This window comes from Pseudomonas sp. GW823-FHT02E01, assembly GCF_058797535.1.
Genome location: NZ_JBXAJS010000014.1, coordinates 1 through 21,512, shown reverse-complemented (window position 1 = coordinate 21,512; position 21,512 = coordinate 1). Strand labels below are relative to the sequence as shown.

At 60.0% G+C, this 21,512-nt stretch carries 13 protein-coding genes; 3 read left to right on the top strand and 10 right to left on the bottom strand.

The genetic code is table 11. From position 1 onward, the window contains the following. Window positions 1-24: 24 nt before the first annotated feature. Window positions 25-1,149: an MFS transporter gene (locus AC1RDQ_RS25910; RefSeq protein WP_349736850.1), complete on the top strand. Its 1,125-nt coding sequence runs from the start codon at window positions 25-27 to the stop codon at window positions 1,147-1,149. 124 nt (window positions 1,150-1,273) lie between these two features. Here the strand turns inward: AC1RDQ_RS25910 and AC1RDQ_RS25905 are convergent, their stop codons facing one another. The 10 genes from AC1RDQ_RS25905 to AC1RDQ_RS25860 form a co-directional block, all read right to left on the bottom strand. After that, the gene (locus AC1RDQ_RS25905) at window positions 1,274-2,428 is read right to left on the bottom strand and encodes an alginate O-acetyltransferase AlgX-related protein (protein WP_492588473.1); all 1,155 of its coding nucleotides are present in this window, start codon (window positions 2,426-2,428) and stop codon (window positions 1,274-1,276) included. Next, a complete protein-coding gene (locus AC1RDQ_RS25900; protein WP_492588471.1) occupies window positions 2,428-3,837 on the bottom strand; it encodes an MBOAT family O-acyltransferase in 1,410 nt (469 codons plus the stop codon). Before AC1RDQ_RS25900 ends, AC1RDQ_RS25905 begins: the two co-directional genes overlap by 1 nt. 18 nt (window positions 3,838-3,855) lie before the next feature. After that, window positions 3,856-4,530 carry an alginate O-acetyltransferase AlgF gene (locus AC1RDQ_RS25895; protein ID WP_492588470.1) on the bottom strand — a complete coding sequence of 225 codons (675 nt, stop codon included), beginning with the start codon at window positions 4,528-4,530 and terminating at the stop codon, window positions 3,856-3,858. Next, a complete protein-coding gene (locus AC1RDQ_RS25890; protein WP_057715532.1) occupies window positions 4,527-5,195 on the bottom strand; it encodes an SGNH/GDSL hydrolase family protein in 669 nt (222 codons plus the stop codon). The genes AC1RDQ_RS25895 and AC1RDQ_RS25890 overlap by 4 nt, the downstream gene beginning before the upstream one ends. A gap of 17 nt (window positions 5,196-5,212) precedes the next feature. After that, a complete protein-coding gene (locus AC1RDQ_RS25885) occupies window positions 5,213-9,076 on the bottom strand; it encodes a cellulose synthase subunit BcsC-related outer membrane protein (RefSeq protein ID WP_492588469.1) in 3,864 nt (1,287 codons plus the stop codon). Further along, the gene (bcsZ, locus tag AC1RDQ_RS25880; RefSeq protein WP_492588467.1) at window positions 9,052-10,278 is read right to left on the bottom strand and encodes a cellulose synthase complex periplasmic endoglucanase BcsZ; all 1,227 of its coding nucleotides are present in this window, start codon (window positions 10,276-10,278) and stop codon (window positions 9,052-9,054) included. The genes AC1RDQ_RS25885 and bcsZ overlap by 25 nt, the downstream gene beginning before the upstream one ends. A gap of 22 nt (window positions 10,279-10,300) precedes the next feature. Then, window positions 10,301-12,604 carry a cellulose biosynthesis cyclic di-GMP-binding regulatory protein BcsB gene (gene bcsB, locus AC1RDQ_RS25875; protein WP_492588466.1) on the bottom strand — a complete coding sequence of 768 codons (2,304 nt, stop codon included), beginning with the start codon at window positions 12,602-12,604 and terminating at the stop codon, window positions 10,301-10,303. After that, window positions 12,601-14,832 (bottom strand): UDP-forming cellulose synthase catalytic subunit, encoded by a 2,232-nt coding sequence (bcsA, locus tag AC1RDQ_RS25870; protein ID WP_492588465.1) that lies wholly within the window; start codon window positions 14,830-14,832, stop codon window positions 12,601-12,603. The genes bcsB and bcsA overlap by 4 nt, the downstream gene beginning before the upstream one ends. Then, entirely contained in the window at window positions 14,829-15,995 is a 1,167-nt protein-coding gene (gene bcsQ, locus AC1RDQ_RS25865; protein ID WP_492588464.1) for a cellulose biosynthesis protein BcsQ, read from the bottom strand. Before bcsQ ends, bcsA begins: the two co-directional genes overlap by 4 nt. 529 nt (window positions 15,996-16,524) lie before the next feature. Then, window positions 16,525-17,916 (bottom strand): aldehyde dehydrogenase family protein, encoded by a 1,392-nt coding sequence (locus AC1RDQ_RS25860; protein ID WP_492588463.1) that lies wholly within the window; start codon window positions 17,914-17,916, stop codon window positions 16,525-16,527. Between the two features lie 100 nt (window positions 17,917-18,016). Here AC1RDQ_RS25860 and ptrR point away from each other — a divergent pair, with 100 nt between their 5' ends. Both ptrR and AC1RDQ_RS25850 read left to right on the top strand, forming a co-directional pair. Beyond that, a complete protein-coding gene (gene ptrR / locus AC1RDQ_RS25855) occupies window positions 18,017-18,895 on the top strand; it encodes a putrescine utilization regulator PtrR (protein ID WP_150812772.1) in 879 nt (292 codons plus the stop codon). Window positions 18,896-18,972: 77 nt separating this feature from the next. Further along, complete coding sequence (locus tag AC1RDQ_RS25850; RefSeq protein WP_150812773.1) at window positions 18,973-21,177, top strand: OsmC domain/YcaO domain-containing protein; 2,205 nt, start codon at window positions 18,973-18,975, stop codon at window positions 21,175-21,177. Window positions 21,178-21,512 lie beyond the last annotated feature (335 nt).

The following is a 21,512-nucleotide window of genomic DNA, read 5'->3' as shown; positions in this document are numbered from 1 at the left end:
GTATTCGGCATTTTTATTTTGGGGATGCTGCAAGTTCTGGTCTGGGGAGGTTCGTTCTTCCTGATGGCCGTCATGGCCGATCCGATCATGAAAGAGACCGGTTGGGCCAGCCAGTGGGTGTATGGCGCACTGTCTCTGAGCATTCTGGTTTCCGCGATGCTGGCACCGTTGACCAGCCGGCTTATCGCCCGGTACGGCGGCCGCCCCATCCTGGCCAGTAGCGGGCTGGGTGTCGCTATCGGGTTGTTTCTGATGGCCATCTCGACCTCGTTGCCGATGTTTCTTTTGTCTTGGGCAGTGATTGGCGTCGGTATGGCGCTGGGGCTGTATGAAGCGCTATTCGCGGCTTTAGGTTCTCTGTACGGGGAGCGGGCGGGCAGTGCGATTACCGGGATCACGCTCATTTCAGGGTTTGCGACAACGCTGTCATGGCCCGCGGTAGCGCTGGTCATCGAGCACGTTGGCTGGCGCACGACATGCTTGGCTTATGGGGCGTTATTGGTCATTGCCGTGGCACCGCTTTATCTCTGGGTACTGGCGCGGGGCACGGGACCCCTCACAAAAAGCCAGGCAGTGAGTGATGAAAGTCTCTCAATAGACCGGCGGATCTACCTGCTGCTCACGCTGATCTTCGCGTTGGGTGCAGTGATCATGACGGCGATGTCGGTCCAGCTGATTTCATTGTTGCAGGGGCAGGGTTACTCGCTTGCAGCCGCTATCGGACTGAGCGCGTTGCTGGGGCCGAGCCAGGTAGGATCACGTGTTCTACAAGTGTTTTCGCGAAAGCGACACCCTCTCTGGACGACGTTGATCTCTGTGGTATTCGTGGCGATCGGTCTGCTGTTTGTGACCCTCTCTGCGACAATGACCGCACTGGGTCTGGTGATCTATGGCGCGGGTAATGGTTTGCGGGCGATCGTTCGAGGACTGCTGCCATTGGCCCTCATGTCGCCTGCCCATTATGTTTTGCTGATGGGGCGCATGGCTCGGCCTTCGCTCATTGGACAAGCCTTGACTCCCCTCGCGGGCGGGTACCTGTTAGATACCTGGGGCGCTGGCGGTGTGCTTGCGGGCCTGAGTTCGCTGGCGGTATTGAACGTTCTGTTGGTCTTGTTGCTCATTCGGTTGGTGTGGAAAGAACAGCGTTGACCCTGCGACAGGGTCAGCCGTGCAAGCTGCTCAGATGCTCGAACAACCTGGCCGCATCAGGGGAAATTTTTGCAGAAAGTGGTTGCGCCCCTCGATCCAGTGCATCAGTAGTGAGTCGCCTGGCCTACCGCAACAAGCGATAGGCAATGGGTTCGATGTAAGCCGACTGCAGGTCCCGCTCCGGGATCTCCCAGATGATTTGCTTTGGCGGCGTTTCTTTGAAGGCTGGGCTGTTGAGGTAGCTGTTGGCAGCGCCGGAGAATGCTCCACCGTCTTTGGCGAAGTTGCCTACGGGGGCGCCCAGCGCCTGCTGCACAAACCCTGCGAAGTTGGAGTTGCGTGAGAATGAAGTGCCGATGAGCGCGGTGTTGGGGAGTTCGGCATCGCCAAAGAGGTCTGCCTCCGTGTCAGGGCTGGCGGCTGACGCAACGGGAAGTTCGTGGGTGCTGGTCTGGGCGACCATTTCGGGTGCGGGTTGCCATTTGAGCGGCAGCCAGTCGATGCCCGCCAGATGGACCAGATCGCCAGATCGCACCGCGAGCGGGGCATGACTTTCGTTGAACGACCTGCGTGGCGTTGCGCTGATGCCCAGGGTCTTCAGTCGCTGCGCGATAGCCTCGGCCGCCGCCTTCGCGCCGGGCTCGCTCCAGTGCGTATCGGTGCGCAACCAGGCACTGGCCCCCAGTGGCGTCAGCGCACCGGTGAGGTCCAGATTCGCCACGCCAGCCACATCCAGCTTCGAGGTCCAGGCCTGGATGCGCCCTTCGTGAGTGGCTGGGCGGTGCAGTGCGCAACGCTGCCCGGAAGCGATGCGGCTCTTGTCTGGAACGATGACCACCAGCAGGCTGATGCCACGTTGGGAGAGCTGCTGCTTCAGATCAATCACTGCCTGGACTTTGGCATCGGCATTGCGCTGTGCTTGATGATTGACCTTGAGCTCATCGGCCAAAAACAACCAGTCAGGACAACCCGAGCGAACCCTTGGCCCGCTGTCACTGAGCAGAAGCCAGCTGACACCGCGCTCCAGCTCGGCGAAGGTCGTGGGGAGTTGAGCGTTCGACAGTTCCCTGGCGATCCGATGAGTGATATCGCCGTCAAAAAGCTGCGGGGCCAGCACTTTATCGGGCAACAGCGAGATCTGCCCTGAGACGATCAGACGGCCAGAGGACAGCAGCCCGACGAACAGGAATATCAGCAACGCCACGCCTGCCAGCCGACTGTTGCGTGTCGCCAGCTCATCTGGCTGAGTGGGTGGCGGGGTGTGCTTTGGGGTCGTCATCAGAATTGGAAGTACAGGAAAGGTACGGTTTCGCGACTGGCGATCAGTGCGAACGACAGCATGAAACCGGCGATGGGCCAAAGGGCTGCGGCGTAAAACGCAATGCCGCCCAGTCGTTTCTCACAGTAAGGGCGCAGCAGTGGTGCGATGACACCGAACACACCCAGCAAGCCTGCAAGGCCGTGTACCGGGCGCAGGGTCACGGACAGTTCATCACCGAGGGCGATGCCCTGCAGACCGAACTGTCCGGCATACAGGCTCAGAGCGCTATGAAAATCGGGGGCGCGGAACAGTGTCCAGGCCAGGCACACAAACAGTAGAGTCAAGCCATGGGACAGCACCGGCGGTACAGAGGGCAGGGTGGAACGGCTCCAGGCACGATCAACGCATAACGCGAGGCCATGGGCACAGCCCCACAACAGGTAGTTCCAGCTATCGCCACCGTGCCAGAGGCCGGCGATGGCCATGATCAGGAACAGGTTGCGGTAGGTTTTCCAGGTGCCGTTGCGATTGCCACCCAGCGGAATGTACAGATAGTCACGTAACCAGCTGGACAGCGACAGGTGCCAGCGGCGCCAGAAGTCCTGGATGCTGTTGGCCAGATACGGACGGTCGAAGTTCTCGGGAAAGTGAAACCCCAGCATCAGTCCCAGCCCGATGGCCATGGCACTGTAGCCGGCGAAGTCGAAGAACAGTTGCAAGGAATAGGCAAGGCAGCCGATCCAGGCGTCAGAGAAACTTGGGTTCTGCACATTGAACGCCACATCGACCACGGGCGACAGGGTGTCGGCCACCAGTACCTTCATGCTCATCCCGACCATGAACCTGCGCGCACCCAGCGAGAAATTCTGCAGGTTGAAACAACGTTGATTCAGCTCGCGCCGAACCCAGTCATAGCGAATGATGGGGCCGGCGACCGAATGGCCGAACATCGAAATATAGGTGGCGTAGTTAATGAAGCTGCGTTCGACCGGCACGGTGCGGCGATGCACATCCACCAGATAGGAAATCGCCTGCAATACGATAAACGACAGCCCGGCCGGCATGATGACCCGCTGCCAGTCCAGGGGCATGGCGCCGTACCAGGTGGCGGCATCGATCAAGGTGCTGGCGACGATGTTGGCGTACTTGTACCAGCACAGCACCGCCGTGTTGAGCACGATCAGCGTTGCGAGTAGCCGTACGCGGCCCTTGCTTTCTTCCCGTAAGGCGTCAATCAGCAAGCCGCCGACCCACGCCGTGATCGTCAGCGCCACATGCACCGCGAGGAACTGTGGGCTCAACCAGCCATAGAACAGCCAGCTGCCGATCAGTAGCGTGACGTTGCGCCAGGCGGTTGGGCACACTGCATAGGCACACAGGAACAGCGGCAGGAACAACGTCAGAAACTCGAGAGAAGCAAAAACCATGGTGGTGGCGCGATCCGATCAGTGGGCCAGGACGTCAGTCGCGAGCAACAGGTAAGGGCCATTTGCGCCAGGCAGCAGCACGACGCTGTAGCGCTCGCCGGCCTTGAGCTGGCCCAGGTCCAGCGGGGCACCGACGTTGGTTTGGGCGCAGACCAATTGAACCGACAGGTTGACCGGGTTGATCGCTCGGCGTTGCACGCTGCCGTCGGCCACCTCCTTGAACAGGTCGGCGTTCTTCCCCGCAGCGCGCAACCCGGCCTGGGTGCACGCAGGATCGGCGCTGATAAACGCCAGCGAGGCCCTCAGGCTATTGAAGTCGTCGGGTTGCTCACGGATGACGACCTGGCGGATACCTTGTGCGCTATCCGGCAAGGCGATCACGCTGGCGAATTCGCCTGCCGCCACCTGGATGTCCAGCGGCTGGCTCTTGCCGTTGCGTTCCAGGGTGCCCTTGATCGGCTGGTTGGCGGGCACGGGCAAGTAGTCGGACACAGCATGGGTGCCTTCGAGTTTGAGGCTAGCCCGCGAGCCTTCGGCCAGCAGTTGCAGGGGGTGGTCGGCGGCGTTGATAAAGCGCAGGAAGGCCGAGTCCTGATCCGGGCCCGTCGGGTACAGGGCAATGTCGCCAGCCTCGGCGTGCAGGCTCAGCATCAAGGGCGCGAACAGTGCCCAGCTGAATGCGAATCGGGTCATTTACCGGCTCCTGTGCTGCTGATGCGGTCGGCGGGCAGTTTGGCCACGGCATCACCGATCGCATTGCCCCAGGATTGATAACCGGCGACGGTGAAGTGCTGGCCGTCGGTGGTGATCCACTGTCCGGGTTTGGAAAACGTCAGCGAATCGATGTAGGTGCAAGGCGCCACGTTCGCGGCCAGAAACTGCGACATCAACTGGGTGCGGGCATCATTCTTCTGGTACATGCCACCGGCTTTGCCCCAGGCCGGGCCCACCCAGGCGCAGCGGGTCCCGGTGGCTGCGATGGCCTTGGCCAGGCCGGTGACGCTTTGCCATGCCCAGGCCTTCGGAAACACCGGCTTGTCATAGGACGCCATGGTGTCGCCGATGACCAGTACCACCAGGTCGGGCTTGTCGGCGGCGATCAGGTCCTGGATCGGTGTGGTAGTGGCGTCACGGCCCTTGATCACGATCTTGTCGTTGCCTTTGCGCTCGGCACCGCAGTCGACCTTCTTGCTGATCAGCCAGTCGCCGGCGCTGGCGCCGCAGGCACCGATGGAGTGGACCTGGGCGCCTTGGCGCGTCAGGTTGTCGTGCAGCGGTTCCAGCAAATGGTCCGCAAGGCTCATGTGGCTCTCCCCAAGGACAAGGAGAGTCAGACCGGCAAGGGCAGAAGTGGGCATCGAAAGCTCCAGAATGATCAGTTGGAATAAGGCGAGGTGTACGGGCTGACCGGCAGGCTCATGGGGCCGCTGATCTCCTCGAACTGGTAGCGCAAGGACAGGGCACCGCTGATTTGTTGGTAGTCGCGGGCGTTGTCCAGGCCCAGATTGGCGCCCAGCAGGAAGTTCGAAGCGACCTTGTATTCAGCCGCCGCGGCGACGCTGTAGCCGATCCCGGTTTTGTTTTGCCCGGCGTAGCGCAGGCCCGAGGCCGCCTGCAGGGCTTTGTCGGTCGGGAAATAGTCGACGCTGTCCTGCTCGAAATGCTGCACGCCGACCGAACCCTTGACTTGATACGTCAAGCGCCCGGTGCGTTGTGCCCAGGTCACCGGCACGCCCAGGGCGAAGAACGTCTGCGGGCTGAAATAGCCGCCGTGGCCGTAGGTGAAATAGTCCTGGTTGTTGGCGTAGCTGATGCCGGTCATGCTCAGGCCGACGGTCAGTTTGCTGTCCGTTGCGTTTTGCAGGTACCAGTACACACCGCTGCCCAGTTCACTACGGCTGTTGGACTCGACATGGTTGCCCAATAACTGGTGCCAGGAGGCGTAGCCATATACGCCGACTTCGTTGTCGTCGAAGCTCAACTGGCCGCGCCCGCCATTGGCGGTCACTCCGCCCCAGGACTGCCCGCTGCGTTTGTCCGTGGTGCCGGCAAACGAGGTGACGCTGTCAGTCACCGGACGCCGGGAAACGCTCACGCCGTAACGGACATTAGAGGTGTCGCTGATGGGGCGATCAACGCTGATGCCGCCGGTGGCTGTGCTGTATTTGAAGCCGAGGGGGGTGGTGCCGAGATCGGCTTTGAGCCCATCCGCGGGCCGTTGAATGGCGACGGAAAGGCCGACGCCCTCGGCTTTTTGCGAACCGACGCTGCCGCTCTGCGCACCATTGCCAAAACGCGACAACGCCTCGCTGCTGGCACTGCCGGCGTTCAGCGAGACCGGCGTCACGCGCAGGGCGACGCGGCTTTCATCCAGCGGAATATTGATTTCCAGCGGTGTTTCAATGTCGGTCAGTTTGCTCAGTCCCGACTCACTGTCGTTGCTACGAATGCTCACGCCCTGGGTGACGTAGGCACTGCGCTCCTGGAGGATTTTATTCAGTGCCAGTTGTGCGGGACTGATGTCCTCGCTCACCAATGCTGCGCGTGGCAGCTGCGACTCGAATGGATTGCTCGCCTGCTGCGGCCTTGGCGGGGCATCGACGCCGAAAGGGGTGTGGGACGTCATGCGGCCCGGCATCTCTTGAACCGGTGGCGGGATGGCTGCCAGTAAAGTGTCGCGACTGACTTCGTTACGTGAGCCCGACACCCCGGCAAAAGGGTTGGGCGCCACCGTCGAACCGGCCAGTTGGCCGCCCTGGCTTCTGCGTTTCTCGCTCTGTTCGATGGCCACGGCCTTGCGCAGCAGATCGGTGGCCGTGCCGGTTTTGCCCATGTTCTGGTAGAGACGTGCGGCCTCGGTCAGCGTTTGAGGGTTACCGGATTCGGTCTTGAGCAGCTGTTGCAGCGCCTGTTCGGCAAAGGCCGTGTCATGTGCCAGCACCGCCGCGTCGGCAGCACCCAGCAGCAGTTGCGGGTCGTTTGGTTGGCGCTGTAACAGCGGTTTGTAGAGTTCGAGGGCTTTTGCCGTGTCGCCATTGGCCGAGTACATCCGCGCCAGGGCCGCGACGGCAGCGCTGTCACCGGGACGTTGTGCCAGTGCGGGCGCCAGCGTGTCATAGGCATTGGCCAGATCGCCGCGTTCACGCAGTTGGTCAGCCTGGCGGATGCGATAGAGGTAGAGCAGGTCGTCGAAACGCTTGCGAGCCGGCGCGTTCAAGGGCCTGTTCTGAAGATCGCGCAGAATCTCGTTGACCTGGGCATCTTCTCCGGATTTAAGCAGGACGGTGGCGTATTGCAGGATGAAATCCGCCGAGGGCGCCGTGGTGTGTTGCAACTGGCCGCGCATGAGGGTCAGTGCGCGAGTCGGTTCGCCGATGTCGACATAGGCCGAAGCCAGGCTCGCTGTGCGATCCGGACTGTTGTTGGTCATCGGCTGAATACGATCGAGCAAGGTCAGGGCTTCCTGGCGCTGTCCGCGTTTGCCCAACTCTATCGCCTGGCTGAGTTGCAGGTTGAGGCTGACATCAGCGGCCAGCGCTTGCATGTCCGGGGTGCGCTGGTCGGGGCGCAAGCGTCCCAACGTTGTCTGTGCGGCTTTCCACTCACCCATCTGGACCGACAGCAAGGCGCTGACGTAAAGCGCATCGGCATTGTCGGGATGGGCCTGGAGCATGGCGTTGATCAGGTCCCGGGCCTTTTGCGGTTCGCCCATCGCCAGGTTCAGGCGGGCCAGGGCGAAACGCGTCCAGATGTTGTCCGGTTCGTAGCGCAACGCGTCTTGCAAGGCGTTGCGCGCTGCGGGCAGGTCGTTGCGTTGTTCGGCGAGGGCGGCCAGTTGCGTCGCACGCAAGGCTTTCAGACGTGCGGACTGGCCGATCTTTGCCTGCCCGGTGGCGGGCAGGCTGTTGATCAGTTGCAGCGCTTCATCGTTCTTGCCGCTCTTGAGCAGCACGTTGACCAGCCCTTCCTGTGCTCGAGGGTCGTCGCGGCGCAGGTTCAATACCTGGCGATAGTTGCCCTGAGCGTCATCGAACTGACCCGCGCTGGCCTGAATATCCGCCAGGGCGAGGCGAGCGTCGACCCCGTTCGGAGTCAGGCGCAGCGCCTGGTTTACCAGGGCCTGTGCCTGGGCTGACTGGCCTTTGGCCTGGGCGTCCCCAGCCTGCTGCAACGCAGACCAGTAGCGCACTTCGTTCAGTGCGGCTTGCCACTGGCTGCCGTCAGGTTGTCGCGTGGCCTGAACCAGGAGCTTTTCCGCTTCGGCCAGTCGGCGTTGCTGCTGGCGAACAACCCCAAGACCGCCCAGCGCGTCGGCATCATCGGGTTGGGTTTTCAAGCGCGCTTGAAAAGCCTGTTCGGCGGTAGCCTGATCGCCTGCCTTGAGCGCCTTCAGGCCGCGCGCGACGTCGGCGGGCGGTTGCCATCCCTTACTGGCCGTCGTTGCTACTACCTGTTGCTTGCCCTTGTCCATCTGCGCCCGAATTTCCACGTCATCCGGATGCGTCTTGAGGTACGCCTCGAACAACGGCACTTGTGCCGGATTGGGTGGACCGATCCAGGTCAGCGCCAGGCGCCAGCTTTCGTCGGCATCACCGGCAATGTCGGTACGCTGGGTCAGCGCGGCCAGGGCGCGGATACCTTCGGCACGGCTGTCTTCATGGCGCACCAGATGCTTGGCGTAAAACAGCGCGACGATCGAGTCATTGGGCATTTCTCGTTGCAGGCGCTGAAATCCGCTGCGTGCTTCAGGCCAGTCAGCCTGATTGAAGGCAAGGTTGTTGTAATACTCGCGGCCGATCGTGCCTTGAGGCGGACGGCCATCGAACAGCGAGCGAAACTCGGCGGTCGCCTTGTCACGCTCACCGGCATCGACGAGGCGCCGAGCCTCTTCCAGGCGCTGCTGGCTCTGCGGTTGTGCCAGGGCGATGTCCTGCGCCAATTGCAGTGCTTGCCGAGGCGCTGGCTCGATGGCTTGCAAGCGGGCCAGGTATTGCTGCGCCTGTTGTGGCTTGCCCTGTTGCACGCCGATCAAGCCCAGGCCATACAGTGCGTCAACCTGGACCGGGTCCAGCAGCAGGACTTTCAGCCAGACTTCCGCAGCGCGTTGAGGGTTTTTGTGCAACTGCCAGTACTGTCCTTGCTCGACGAGTAATGTCTGTGGCGTCGGACTTTGAGCGTGGGCAGCAGCCGTCCATGCGCTCATGGCGGCGATGACTAGCGTGCGGTGGTGCGCGTGCATGCGGTCTCCCAGGAGAGTTTCAGCGTTCCGTCTTCCCGGAATCGGTAATGTTTATCTGCCCAGCCGAGCGCGAACAGGCTGAGCATCAAGTCGTAGTAACGCGGCGGACCGACGTCGGCATCAGGCCTGGCCAGTGCCTCGCGCAAGGCGAGTTCCACGCGGTGTCGCTGCTGATCGGCCAACCCGGGTTGCCCCTTGACCTGAAGGTAGGGAATCAGCGCAGCCCGGAATCCGAACGGGCTCTGACCCCGGGCACTGCCGTGGCGAACCTCGACTGTTTCCGGGGGGGAACCCGTCGCGACAGTGCTGCGGGCCATGCCGTCCAGCCGTTTGAGCAGCAGCGCTGCCAGCGGCTCGGAGGTATCACTCATGCCCAGCCAGAGGTACACCCGAATGGCGTCGTAGCTGCCCGTGTCGCCGTTGATCGGGTCGCTGACGAAGGCACCCGATTGCGTTGAAGTGCCTTGATAACCGACCCAGTCGGCGACGAAGCCGTGGCGGCTGGATTGGGCGATCATCGTCGCGGTGTTGTGGGCGATCGCTTGCCAGGGCCCGGACGGTGCTTCCTTGGCCAGCCGCCGTAACAGCGGCAGTGGCAGGTAGCTGGGGTTCAGGCGCCAGAGTGCGTCCGGCTGGACGAAGCCCTGTGGTCCAGGCAATACCATCGGACCCAGCCCGGGCAGGTTGACGACCAATTGCGCTTCGATCGTCGCCATCAGGTGCAGGGCGTCCTGGCGATAGTCCGGCCGATCCCACAGGCGTGCGGCTTCGAGCAGGGCGTAGGCGATCCACAGGTCGGCGTCGGCGGCCGAATTGGCGTCCTGCAGGCGCCACTGACCGTCCGTGCCTTGCCCCCATAACCAGCCCGGCAGGCGTGTGGCGATGTCTGCGCCGGCGAGATTGACCGAGGTCCAGCGCCAGAGCGTGTCGAAACGTGGCTGATCGTTGCCGATCAGTGCGAAGAGCATGCCGTAGGACTGCCCTTCAGAGGTGCTGTGATTGCTCTTCAGGCTCGATTCCAGAACCCGGCCGTCGTCCTGGACGAAGCGCGTTGCGTAGGTTTGCCACAGTGGCCAGGCTGGCGACTCGCAGGATTTTGCGGCTGCTGTTGCCGGCGCCAGCACGGCAAGCGCAAGCACAGCGCTCAACCTGCGCGCGTTACCGCGCGGGCCCTGGCGAAGTGAAGCACCCCGGCTGCTCATGGACGACACAGGCCTGCGCGGCTCATTGGCCAAGACGACGTTTGGCCCGTAAGCGCAAGGCCAGATAGGCCATGCAAGCAAGCAGCAGGACCCCGAGGAGGGTGAACAGCATGAGCGCAATTACGTTCTGCGAGAGGTACCACTGCAGATAGCGCAACGGACCCAGGCGCCCGACGTAGTAATCTTGTTCGGCGACCAGCGATTCGACATGCTTGCCCCTGACCACCACCAGGCTGCCTTGCAATTGCTGGGCATTTTCTTCGCTGCTGAGCAGGGCGTTGGTCACGTCGGCCAGGCCGTCGGGCCTTGTGCCGGCGATAAACACCACGCTGCGGCCACTCTTGAGCGGCGATTCGAATCCGGTCAGATAAGCACTGCCGTCCTCAGCGCTAAACCTGAAGCTGCTGCGCGCTTCGCGTAGATTGGTTTTCGTATCCGGGCTGATCCAGTTGCGCAGGCGCAAGGGCAGGTCAGACAGTTCAAAGTACTGCGCAGCGTCTTCGCCCTTGGCAGGAAGAAGGCTTTGCCATTGCTGCAGCAGCGGCTGATTGTTGCCCGAGGCGAGCACCAGCAAATCCCGGTCGCTTTGCTCGACCACCTGATCGGCGTGGACCACCTTCACGCCGGTGGCCGGATAACCGGTGGAGTCGCCGAAGCGGCCCAGCAGGGTCAGATAGGCGCTCAGATCGGCCGGGCCTGGCTCGTTGGGCAGGATCACCGATGTTTCAGACAGGTCGGCCATGCGGGTGAACGGGAAGCCACTGTCCTTGAACACCCCGAGGTTGGGCATGGCCATGAAATGTTCGTACTGGCTGAGGTCCAGGGTCGAGTCCGGGTCGATCACACCGCGCATGTTGTCGATGATGATGTCGCGGCATTCGCCCTGTTTGATGTAGTCATACATGAAGCGAAATTGCAGGCGCGATTGCAGCGCGACTGAATTGAGTGGCAACAGCATGCGCGACGTGCGGGCCAGGCTGTCGTCGGTTTTGAGCATCGACAGCAGGCTGTCGCTGTTGCCCAGTTTCTCGATCGAAGGCAGGTCGATCGACTTGATGAAGGTGTCGTTGAAACTGATCAGCAACGAAGAGTTTGTGGAGACCGGTTGCGGCGTATAGCGGTATTTCAGGTCAAGTTGCGCACCAGGCTCACGCCAGTTGAACAGGTCGGGTGGCAAGCGCAGCGCCACCGTCATTTGTCCCGGGTTGTAACCCGACACATTGAGTTCTGCGGGCTTGGCCAGCTCACCCAGGCGAACCGGGCGATCGGAGGGCAGCCAGTTTGGCGCGTCGTACGGTTGGCGTGGCTTGAGCGAGTCGATCCGGTCGATCACCACGCTCTGCCCGGAAAAGGCCGAGCCACCGAGGGCGAGCGCTGTCGCGGCGACCTTGAGATCGGCGCCATCGCGCCCGGAGACGATCAACAGTTTGCCCTGAGCATCATTCGGGTTGCTCATGAGGGTCAATGTCGGCCCCGTGGCCTCTTTGATCGGCAAACCACTCAAGGTCGTTGATTCGTTACCGATGACAAACACCACCGCGTTGCCCTTGGCCGGCAGGCTGGTGAGGCTGGCGGGGAAGGTTGCGCCACGGTAGCTGGCCAGGGCGCCAAACCAGGACGACAGGATCCCGGCGGCCTCAAGTTCAGGACCGCCCGGGCGCGCGGCGAACACGAAGGGCAGCTTCAGGGGCGAGGCGTCCCGACGATCGAACAGGGGAAGCGGCAGAGCGGACAGGTCGTTGGGCTGTTTAATCGACGTCACCTGGAGGCTCAGCTGGCTCTCATTGCCGATCCTGGCCCAAAGGCTGGAGTGCAAAGGGTCTTCACATTGCATCGTGTAATGACCGATGAACTGCAGGCTGAGCCGATTGAATTCGGTGATGGTCTGCGGCGGAATCTGCACGGTCCGGGTCTGCAATTTACCGGCCTCTTCCTTCGGGAGGGGCAGGCTGGCGGCCACTTGATCGTTGATCAGCACGTTGATTTGCGAAAGGTCGGCCAGCAGCGCCGGTGAGTAGCTGTACTGCAGCGTGACCTGTGCAGCCGTGACGACCTCATCGGCGCGCACATCGAAATTCACACTGTCGGTCGCCTCCACGCCTTTTAGGGTCATCGAATAGCTTTTGCCCAGCTCCTTGAGGGTGCGGGTATAGCTGTTGCCCGGGGCATCGGTCACGGGCAACGATGCGACCGGCAACACCGCCGGCTCTGTGGCGCTGATTTGGGCGGCAGCACTCAATGCCCAGCCGTTCCAGCCCACTAGCGAGCAGGCGATCAGCATGAGTGAGCGACGAGGAAGAAAGGTCCGGCGAGTGGAAGGCTTCAAGATCGTTGCGTGTCCGCGGTGGAGTCGATGGGTGATGGAGTGTCGGGGCGTTTGCGCAGCAGCGCGTGGCTGTCCTTCAGGCTTGCAACGAACAAGCGCAGGATGGCGCGTAAGCCAATGCTGCTGACCTCGCGCAATGCCGACATGGGCGCGTCGAGGCGGCCGTTACCCCAGGTATTGGCCCAGGTGTCTGCCCGTGAAAAGGTCAGTCGCACCAGTTCGCTTTGCTGGCGCAGGGTCAGGCCCTCGAATTGCACGCCTGCCACGCCGTCGTTGTTGAAGATCGTTGTTGCGGGAAAGAGGCTTGAAGGCGGCGTGCGCAAAATGCACAGCCGCAGCTTCTCATCGACGCTGAGCTGCACCTGCGGTGGCAGTGCCAGACCCACGCCGTTTTGTGAGAAGTCCTGAGTTTTGCAATCGAACCAGGTGCCGTCTTCGCGGTAGACACGCACGGGCAGGTCAGCGGGCACCCTGGGTTCGTTGCGTACCTGGGAGGACTCAGTGGCCACCGCTACGGCGGTGCTGACGATGATGATGTTGTACACGGTCCAGGCCAGGTTGATCAGCAGGGTCGTGACCTCGGCCGAATCACTCCCGACCAGCTTCATCACGCCAATCACCAGACCGATCATGTTCAAGGTCAGCAGCACGATGTAAGGCCGTGCAAGCTTCCAGTCGAAATAGTCCTTCTCGATGGTGCCGCCCTTGTCGGTCACATTGAACTTGCCCAGCGAAGGGCTGATCAGGGCCAACAGTACTGGTCGCATGATGTACCAGGCCAAAACCGACTCATACACTTCGTTCCAGAAGGAATGGCGGAAACGCCCCTGGATGGCGGAGTTGGTCAGGCTGGAATGGAAAATATGCGGCAGTACATAGACCGTGACCATCAACGCCGAGGCATGGAAAATCTGCGCGTCGAAAAACAGATAGGCCAAGGGTGCGGTCAAGAACACCAGCCGGGGCAGGCTGTAGAAAAAGTGCATCATGGCGTTGAGGTAGCAGATGCGCTGCCCCAGGTTCAGACCTTTGCCAAATAGCGGATTGTCGGTCCGAAAAATCTGCGCCATGCCTCGCGCCCAACGTATGCGCTGGCTGATGTGTCGGGAAAGGCTTTCGGTGGCCAGGCCCGCCGCTTGTGGAATGGCGAGATAGGCCGTATTGAAGCCACGGCGATTGAGCTTGAGTGCCGTGTGCGCATCCTCCGTCACGGTTTCGGTGGCGATGCCGCCGACTTCCAGCAAGTGAGTCCGCCGGATGACCGCGCAAGAGCCGCAGAAAAACGCTGCGTTCCACAGGTCGTTGCCGTCCTGCACCAGGCCGTAGAACAACTCACCTTCATTGGGTACCGAGCGAAAGGTATCGAGGTTTTTTTCGAACGGATCGGGTGAATAGAAGAAGTGCGGTGTTTGCAGCAACGCCAGGTTCGGGTCCTTTGAAAACCAGCCCATGGTGATCTGCAGGAAGGAGCGGGTGGGCACGTGGTCGGCATCGAATATGGCGATGAACTCGCCGTCGGTGACTTTGAGTGCTTCGTTGAGGTTGCCGGCCTTGGCATGGTCATTGTTGTCGCGGGTGATGTAGTTGACACCAATCTGCTGACAGAAAGCCTTGAATTCCTCCCGGCGTCCGTCATCGAGCATGTGCACCCGCAGTTTGCCCTCGGGCCAGTCGATGGCCTGAGCGGCAAGCACCACCAGTTTGACGATGCCCAACGCTTCGTTATAGGTGGGAATGAAAACGTCTACCGTCGGCCATTCAGCGGGCGGCTGTTGCAGAAACTGCGGTTTACGATGCAGCGGCCAAGCGGTCTGTACGTAGCCGAAGACGAGGATGAGCAAGGCATACAGCTCGGCCAGCACCAGCCCGTAGCCAAATACGGCATCCTGCCAATTGTCGAAGCCCAGGGTGTCGGTCAGGCGCCAGTACATGTAGCGCAGCGAAGCGATCAGCGAGAGGGTGATCAGCGTCAGGATCGCCAGACGCCCGGCTTGCTTGCGGATGATCAGGCTGGTGGCGAAACAGACGGCAGCAAACGCGGCCTGGGAATACAGGTTCAGCGGCGCGGTGAGGATACCCAGCACCAGCAATGCGGCGAACAACCCGGCTGAGAGCTTCAGGCCTTGGCGCCAACGCTTGGGCCATCGACTGACGTGAGCCTGGAAAGTGTCCAATAGCTCCTCCAGCCACCACGCCTTCGCAGGTGCCTGATTCAGCCGGGCGGTCATGGCGTGCCCTGCAGGCTGGAAGCATCCGCGAAAAGCAGGGCATGGACCGCGCCTGACAGCGAGAGAATATCCTGACAGCCAATGCTCTCAGGTGCGTACTGCAGCAGGTCCCGACCATAGGCCAGCGACTCGTTGAACTGGTGATCGAGGCGAATCGTCCCGATCAGGTTGGCGCCGAGCCGCCGCCGAAACAGCACGCCCATGTCCCTGCAGAACGAACGCGAGTCATCCCGTTGGTTGAGCACATACCGGTGCCGCTGCGCGCGTCTTGGGCTGGTTTCCAGCCACTGGGTCATAGTGTCCAGTGCCAGGTAGGAGGCCGCGTCGGCCACCGTCATTACCAGCACCAGATCGGCGGCGTCGAGTGCCTGTTGCGAATAGACGGTCGCACCCGAAGGAGTGTCCAGGATCACGGTATCGTTTTCGCTGAGGTTCATTGACGCAAGGTGCTGATTCAACCAGTCAGAATCTTCAAGCATCAACTGCTTGAGCAATCGGCGGTCGTTCACCTCGCCAGTGCCGAAGGGCAGGCACTCGCTGTCGCTAAAGCCCGGCAGGCGATGAGCGCCCCAGTCTGCGTGCTGTTCTTTGAGCTGGATCAGCCCGGGAACCTGCCGGGTGATACCCAAGTGGCCGGACAGCGCGTTCTGAGGGTCCAGATCAATAGCGATGGTACGCCCGCCAGGGCGCCGAAGGGTTTTTGCGAGGCCGGCGGCGACGGTGCTTTTACCCACTCCACCATTCGCCGAAACGATAGCAATGACCTTCGCCTTGGTCCGCTTGCGAGTTATTTCTGGTAGACCGTCCCGACGAACCTGGTTGAGTTCACGCAACAGGTCGCTCAATCGCTGACGATCGCACGTAGCAGAACTCGCAGGTGGTTTGGTCAGGGGAGGTGATATGGGTGAAGGTTGCGAGAGGACAACATTCTTCACAGGCTCGACCAACGCGCCAACCAATAAAGAAGGCTGTGGCTCGTCCATTAGAAATACAGGGGGTGTTGGTGTTGGGGGAGGCAAGGCCACCGACGGTTCTGGCTCAGCGAGTGCTGGTGTAACCGGGTCGTCTTTGAAATCTTTGTAGTTCGGTTGTATTTCCTGGTAACTCTCCGCATTGGCGCCAAAACGTGTAAAGAGTTTCGCAATATCGTCTACATATTTCATGCGTTGTACCAGTTATGAAATAACTCAGAAACTCAGCATTCCATTAACTTTTAAAAGTTGATGCGTCGTCTTGGTGTTGGCAGAGTGCCATTAATCTAGGGTGTCTACGTCTTAGTGTCAACGAATGTTATAAGAAGTCAGCGAGACTAATTGATGTTGGTCTGACTGTTATTGGGAAGGGGTGTTATTTGTGGAAAGTGTGAGTGTTAGAGTTTGTCCAGTAATCACTGTTCAATAAGGTGTAACAGGATGAAAGGTAATGGGGGTACTTGTCCGGATAAATAACTTTCGGTGCGATGGAGTGTGAATGTTGATCGCCTTCGATGAGAAGAGTGATGCGCAGGATGGTCCGTTTTTACTGGGCTTGAAGATGGGTAAATTGAACCAGGGATGAGTATTGATTAACTGTATGGGGTGCCAGGGAGCGAGTTTCAATCACTCCGTCCCGACCCTGTTTTTCAATGAATTAGCCCAGCCTGAGAAGGCTGGGCTTTTTCGTGTCTGAAAATTACCCCTATTTATACCGGCCCTAGCGCCGATCCAGCCAAACCGTTTGTGCATTACAGAATTCACGCACACCGAAATGCGAGAGTTCACGGCCAAAGCCACTCTTCTTCACGCCACCAAAACTGACACGCGGATCGCTGGCGCTATAGCCGTTGATGAACACGCCGCCGGTTTCAAGTTCGCTGGCCATCTGCCGGGCGAGTTCAACATTGCGCGTGTAGAGGGTGGCGGTGAGGCCGAACTCGCTGTCATTGGCCAAATCCAGCGCATGGGCTGCGTCTCGGGCCGTGATGATTGAGGCCACCGGACCAAACAACTCCTGTTTGAATGATGTCATCTGATCGGTCACGTCGCCGAGTACAGTGGGCTCATAGTAGTTACCAGGGCCTTCAGCCTTCTTTCCACCCATCAGCAACGTCGCGCCTTCTTTTAGTGTGTCGCGCACCTGTTGATCCAGTTCATCGCGCAGATCGAAGCGAGCCATCGGGCCGATATAGGTGGTGGTAGCCAGTGGATCACCGACAACCAGTTGTTGGGTGGCCTCGACGAACTTGCGGGTAAATTCCCGGGCAATGCCTTGCTCGACTATCAGTCGTTTGGCTGCGGCGCAGACTTGTCCGGTGTTTTGATAGCGCCCGATCACGGCGGCTTTTACCGCCTCATCGAGGTCCGCGTCGTCGAGAACGATAAACGGGTCGGAGCCGCCCAGTTCCAATACGCATTTCTTCAGCGCGGCTCCGGCCTGAGCACCGATGGCCATGCCCGCTCGCACGCTACCGGTGAGGGTGACGGCCGCGATGCGTGGATCGGCGATCGCCTTGGATACACCGTCCGGGGTGACGTTGATGACCTCGAAAACACCTTCGGGGAAGTCCGCTTGCTTGAAAGCGTCCAGCAGCAGATAGGTGCTGCCCATGACGTTTGGCGCGTGCTTGAGCACGTAGGTATTGCCGGCGAGCAGGGTGGGGACCGCGCCGCGCAGGACTTGCCAGATGGGGAAGTTCCACGGCATCACGGCGAGAATCGGGCCCAGGGGACGATATTCAATGCATGCCTTGCCGCCTTCAACCAGGGTCGGTTCCGGGCTCAGCATGGCGGGGCCGTGTTCGGCGTACCACTGGCAGAGCTGCGCACATTTTTCGATTTCACCGCGGGCCTGAGCAATCGGCTTACCCATTTCCTGGGTGATCATGTTCGCCATGGCCTGTGCATTGTTGCGCAAGGCCTGACCGAGGTTGATCAACAGTTGCGCGCGCTGTTCAACCGGTTTGCCGCGCCAGGCGCGAAACCCGGTAGTGGCCCGCGTCAGCGCGGCCTGTAATGCCGAATCGGATTCGAAAGGATAATGGCCGATCTGCTCGCCCGTGGCGGGGTTGATCGAAATGGCATGGGTAAGGCTGGATACGTTGGTCATGGCACCGTCCTGCGAGGTAGGAATGTGCTCAGGTTATGGGGCTATATGTTTTCTGGAAACTGAATAATACTGAGCGTAACGTTCACGTTTGGAGAATGGCTTGGATCTGGTTCAGCTCGAAATTTTCAAGGCTGTCGCCGAGCACGGCAGCATCAGCGTAGCCGCCCAGCATATCCACCGGGTGCCATCGAATCTCACGACCAGAATCAAACAGCTTGAACTGGACCTGGGTGTGGATCTGTTTATTCGTGAGAAGAGTCGCCTGCGCCTGTCGCCGGCCGGCTGGAGCTTTCTGGATTACGCTCGACGTATTCTCGACCTGGTTCAGGAGGCGCGCGCCACCGTGGCGGGTGAAGAACCGCAGGGAGCCTTCGCCCTGGGTTCGCTGGAAAGTACTGCAGCGGTACGTATTCCAGAGCTATTGGCCGCCTATAACCAGAAGCACGCCAAGGTCGAACTGGACCTGTCCACCGGCCCCTCCGGGACCATGATCGATGGAGTGCTGTCCGGGCGGCTGGCCGCTGCATTTGTCGATGGTCCGGTGTTGCATCCGGCGCTGGAGGGTGTGCCTGCATTCGAGGAGGAAATGGTCCTGATCGCCCCCCTCAACCATGACCCGATTCATCGGGCCAAGGATGTGAATGGCGAAAACATCTATGCCTTCCGCTCCAACTGTTCCTATCGCCATCATTTCGAAAGCTGGTTCGCCAATGGCGCGGCGGTGCCCGGCAAGATTTTCGAAATGGAGTCCTATCACGGCATGCTGGCCTGCGTCAGCGCCGGTGCCGGCCTGGCGCTGATGCCCCGCAGCATGCTCGAAAGCATGCCTGGATGCACGACGGTCAGTGTCTGGCCGTTGTCGGAGTCGTTCCGCTATTTACGCACCTGGCTAGTGTGGCGCAGAGGAACCGTGTCGCAGAGCCTGACGATGTTTGTGCGCTTGCTTGAGGAGCGTGGTGTGGTGTTGATCGATAAATAGCGGAAAGTTAACGGTCTGTGCCGAAAAACCGGATAATGGCGGCCAAATCGTTTAGCTCGTAATTCTGGTAATCGCACATGGAAATCAAGGTCAACTTTCTCGACAACCTTCGACTTGAAGCCAAGTTCGACGACTTCACGGTGATTGCCGATCAACCCATTCGCTACAAGGGCGATGGCTCGGCACCGGGGCCGTTCGATTACTTCCTGGCTTCGTCGGCGTTGTGTGCGGCGTACTTCGTGAAGCTGTATTGCGAAACTCGCAATATCCCCACCGAAAATATCCGCCTGTCGCAGAACAACATTGTTGATCCGGAAAACCGCTACAACCAGATTTTCAAGATTCAGGTTGAATTGCCGGCGGACATTTCCGCCAAGGACCGTCAGGGGATCTTGCGCTCCATCGACCGTTGTACGGTAAAGAAGGTGGTGCAAACCGGGCCTGAGTTTGTGATTGAAGAGGTCGAAAACCTCGACGCCGATGCCCAGGCGTTGCTGATGCCGCACTCGACCAGCGAGGCGGGCACCTACATTGTGGGCAAGGACCTGCCGCTGGAGCAAACCATCGCCAACATGTCGGGCATCCTGGCTGACCTGGGCATGAAGATTGAAATCGCTTCGTGGCGCAATATCGTTCCCAATGTGTGGTCGCTGCACATCCGCGATGCGCACTCGCCAATGTGTTTTACCAACGGCAAAGGCGCGACCAAGGAAGGCGCGCTGGCATCGGCACTGGGCGAGTTTATCGAGCGGCTCAACTGCAACTTCTTCTACAACGATCAGTTCTGGGGCGAGGACATCGCCAACGCGGCGTTTGTGCATTACCCGGACGAGCGCTGGTTCAAGCCTGGCCCGAAGGACGAACTGCCGACTGAAATCCTCGACGAGTACTGCCTGAAGATTTACGACCGGGATGGCGAGTTGCGTGGTTCGCATCTGTACGACACCAACTCCGGCAACACCCAGCGTGGCATTTGTTCACTGCCGTTTGTGCGCCAGTCGGACAATGAGGTGGTGTACTTTCCGTCCAACCTGATCGAAAACCTGTTCCTGAGCAATGGCATGAGCGCCGGCAACACCCTGGCCGAAGCCCAGGTGCAGTGCCTGTCGGAGATCTTCGAGCGCGCGGTCAAACGCGAAATCCTCGAAGGCGAAATGGCCCTGCCGGATGTGCCGCAGGAAGTACTAGCGAAATACCCGGGGATTCTGGCTGGTATCCAGGCCCTGGAAGAGCAGGGCTTCCCGGTGCTGGTCAAGGATGCATCGCTGGGCGGGGAGTTCCCGGTGATGTGTGTGACCTTGATGAACCCGCGTACCGGTGGCGTGTTTGCCTCGTTCGGCGCGCACCCAAGCCTGGAAGTGGCGCTGGAGCGCAGCCTGACGGAGCTGCTGCAAGGCCGCAGTTTCGAAGGCCTGAACGATCTGCCTCAGCCGACCTTCGAAGGTCAGGCGGTGACTGAGCCGAACAACTTCGTCGAGCACTTTATCGATTCCAGCGGTGTGGTCTCGTGGCGCTTCTTTAGTGCAAAACCGGATTTTGAATTCGTTGAGTGGGATTTCTCCGGTCAGGGCGAAAACTCCAATACCGAAGAGGCCGCGACCCTGTTCGGCATTCTCGAAGACATGGGCAAAGAAGTGTACATGGCAGTCTATGAGCACATTGGTGCCAAGGCCTGCCGCATTCTGGTGCCGGGTTACTCGGAAATTTATCCGGTAGAAGATTTGATCTGGGATAACACCAACAAAGCGCTGCAGTTCCGCGCTGACATCCTGAACCTGCACAGCCTGAGCAAAGTCGGCCTGAGATCGCTGGCCCAAGGTCTGGAAAACAGCGAGCTGGATGACTACACCGACATCACCACTTTGATCGGCATCGAGTTCGACGACAACACGCCTTGGGGCAAGTTGACGATCCTGGAGCTGAGGCTGCTGATTTATCTCGCCTTGCAGAAGTTTGATCAGGCCAAGGATCTGGTGGAAGCCTTCTTGCAATACAACGACAACACCGTCGAGCGCGGCTTGTTTTATCAAGCTGTGAACGTCGTGCTGGAAATGCAGCTGGACGATGATCTGGAACTGAGCGACTACGAGGTCAACTTCCGCCGGATGTTCGGCAACGAGCGGATGGACGCGGCGATAGGGTCCGTGGATGGCAGTGTGCGATTCTATGGTCTGACGCCGACGAGCATGAAACTTGAAGGGCTCGACAGGCACCTTCGCCTGATCGAAAGCTACAAAAAGCTGCACATGGCGCGGGCGAGGGTGTCGGCTTTGTTCAACTGATAGCGATAACAAAAAAGCACCTTGGGTGCTTTTTTGTTTTTTGGCGGTCAGTCAATCGTCTGTGCGCGTGGGCTGATTTTTTGGCTATGGCATGGGTTGTGGCTGCCTATGGGGAAGCTCTTCTATATAGAGGGGCGTTCTAGCTCCTCTATATAGGCGTCATTTGGGTCGTTTTGCTGCATTCTGCAGGATATTGATAGAAAACCCGAATCAGTGCTTGACGGCAGATTATAGATGTCTATAATTCGCCCCACTTCAGGCGCAGTCGAAACGGAAAACTCCTTGGTAAACAAAGAGTTACGCAGTTTTCGGCAGCAGGTTGCTTCAGTTCATCG

Coding starts and splice junctions, on each gene's coding strand:
- AC1RDQ_RS25895 (WP_492588470.1), bottom strand. CDS start 4,530: ATGACCCGATTCGCATTCAGCTGGGCACTGTTCGCGCCCTTGATGCTG.
- bcsZ (WP_492588467.1), bottom strand. CDS start 10,278: ATGAGCAGCCGGGGTGCTTCACTTCGCCAGGGCCCGCGCGGTAACGCG.
- AC1RDQ_RS25905 (WP_492588473.1), bottom strand. CDS start 2,428: ATGACGACCCCAAAGCACACCCCGCCACCCACTCAGCCAGATGAGCTG.
- AC1RDQ_RS25890 (WP_057715532.1), bottom strand. CDS start 5,195: ATGCCCACTTCTGCCCTTGCCGGTCTGACTCTCCTTGTCCTTGGGGAG.
- AC1RDQ_RS25910 (WP_349736850.1), top strand. CDS start 25: ATGCTGCAAGTTCTGGTCTGGGGAGGTTCGTTCTTCCTGATGGCCGTC.
- AC1RDQ_RS25885 (WP_492588469.1), bottom strand. CDS start 9,076: ATGCACGCGCACCACCGCACGCTAGTCATCGCCGCCATGAGCGCATGG.
- AC1RDQ_RS25860 (WP_492588463.1), bottom strand. CDS start 17,916: ATGACCAACGTATCCAGCCTTACCCATGCCATTTCGATCAACCCCGCC.
- bcsA (WP_492588465.1), bottom strand. CDS start 14,832: ATGACCGCCCGGCTGAATCAGGCACCTGCGAAGGCGTGGTGGCTGGAG.
- AC1RDQ_RS25900 (WP_492588471.1), bottom strand. CDS start 3,837: ATGGTTTTTGCTTCTCTCGAGTTTCTGACGTTGTTCCTGCCGCTGTTC.
- AC1RDQ_RS25850 (WP_150812773.1), top strand. CDS start 18,973: ATGGAAATCAAGGTCAACTTTCTCGACAACCTTCGACTTGAAGCCAAG.
- bcsQ (WP_492588464.1), bottom strand. CDS start 15,995: ATGAAATATGTAGACGATATTGCGAAACTCTTTACACGTTTTGGCGCC.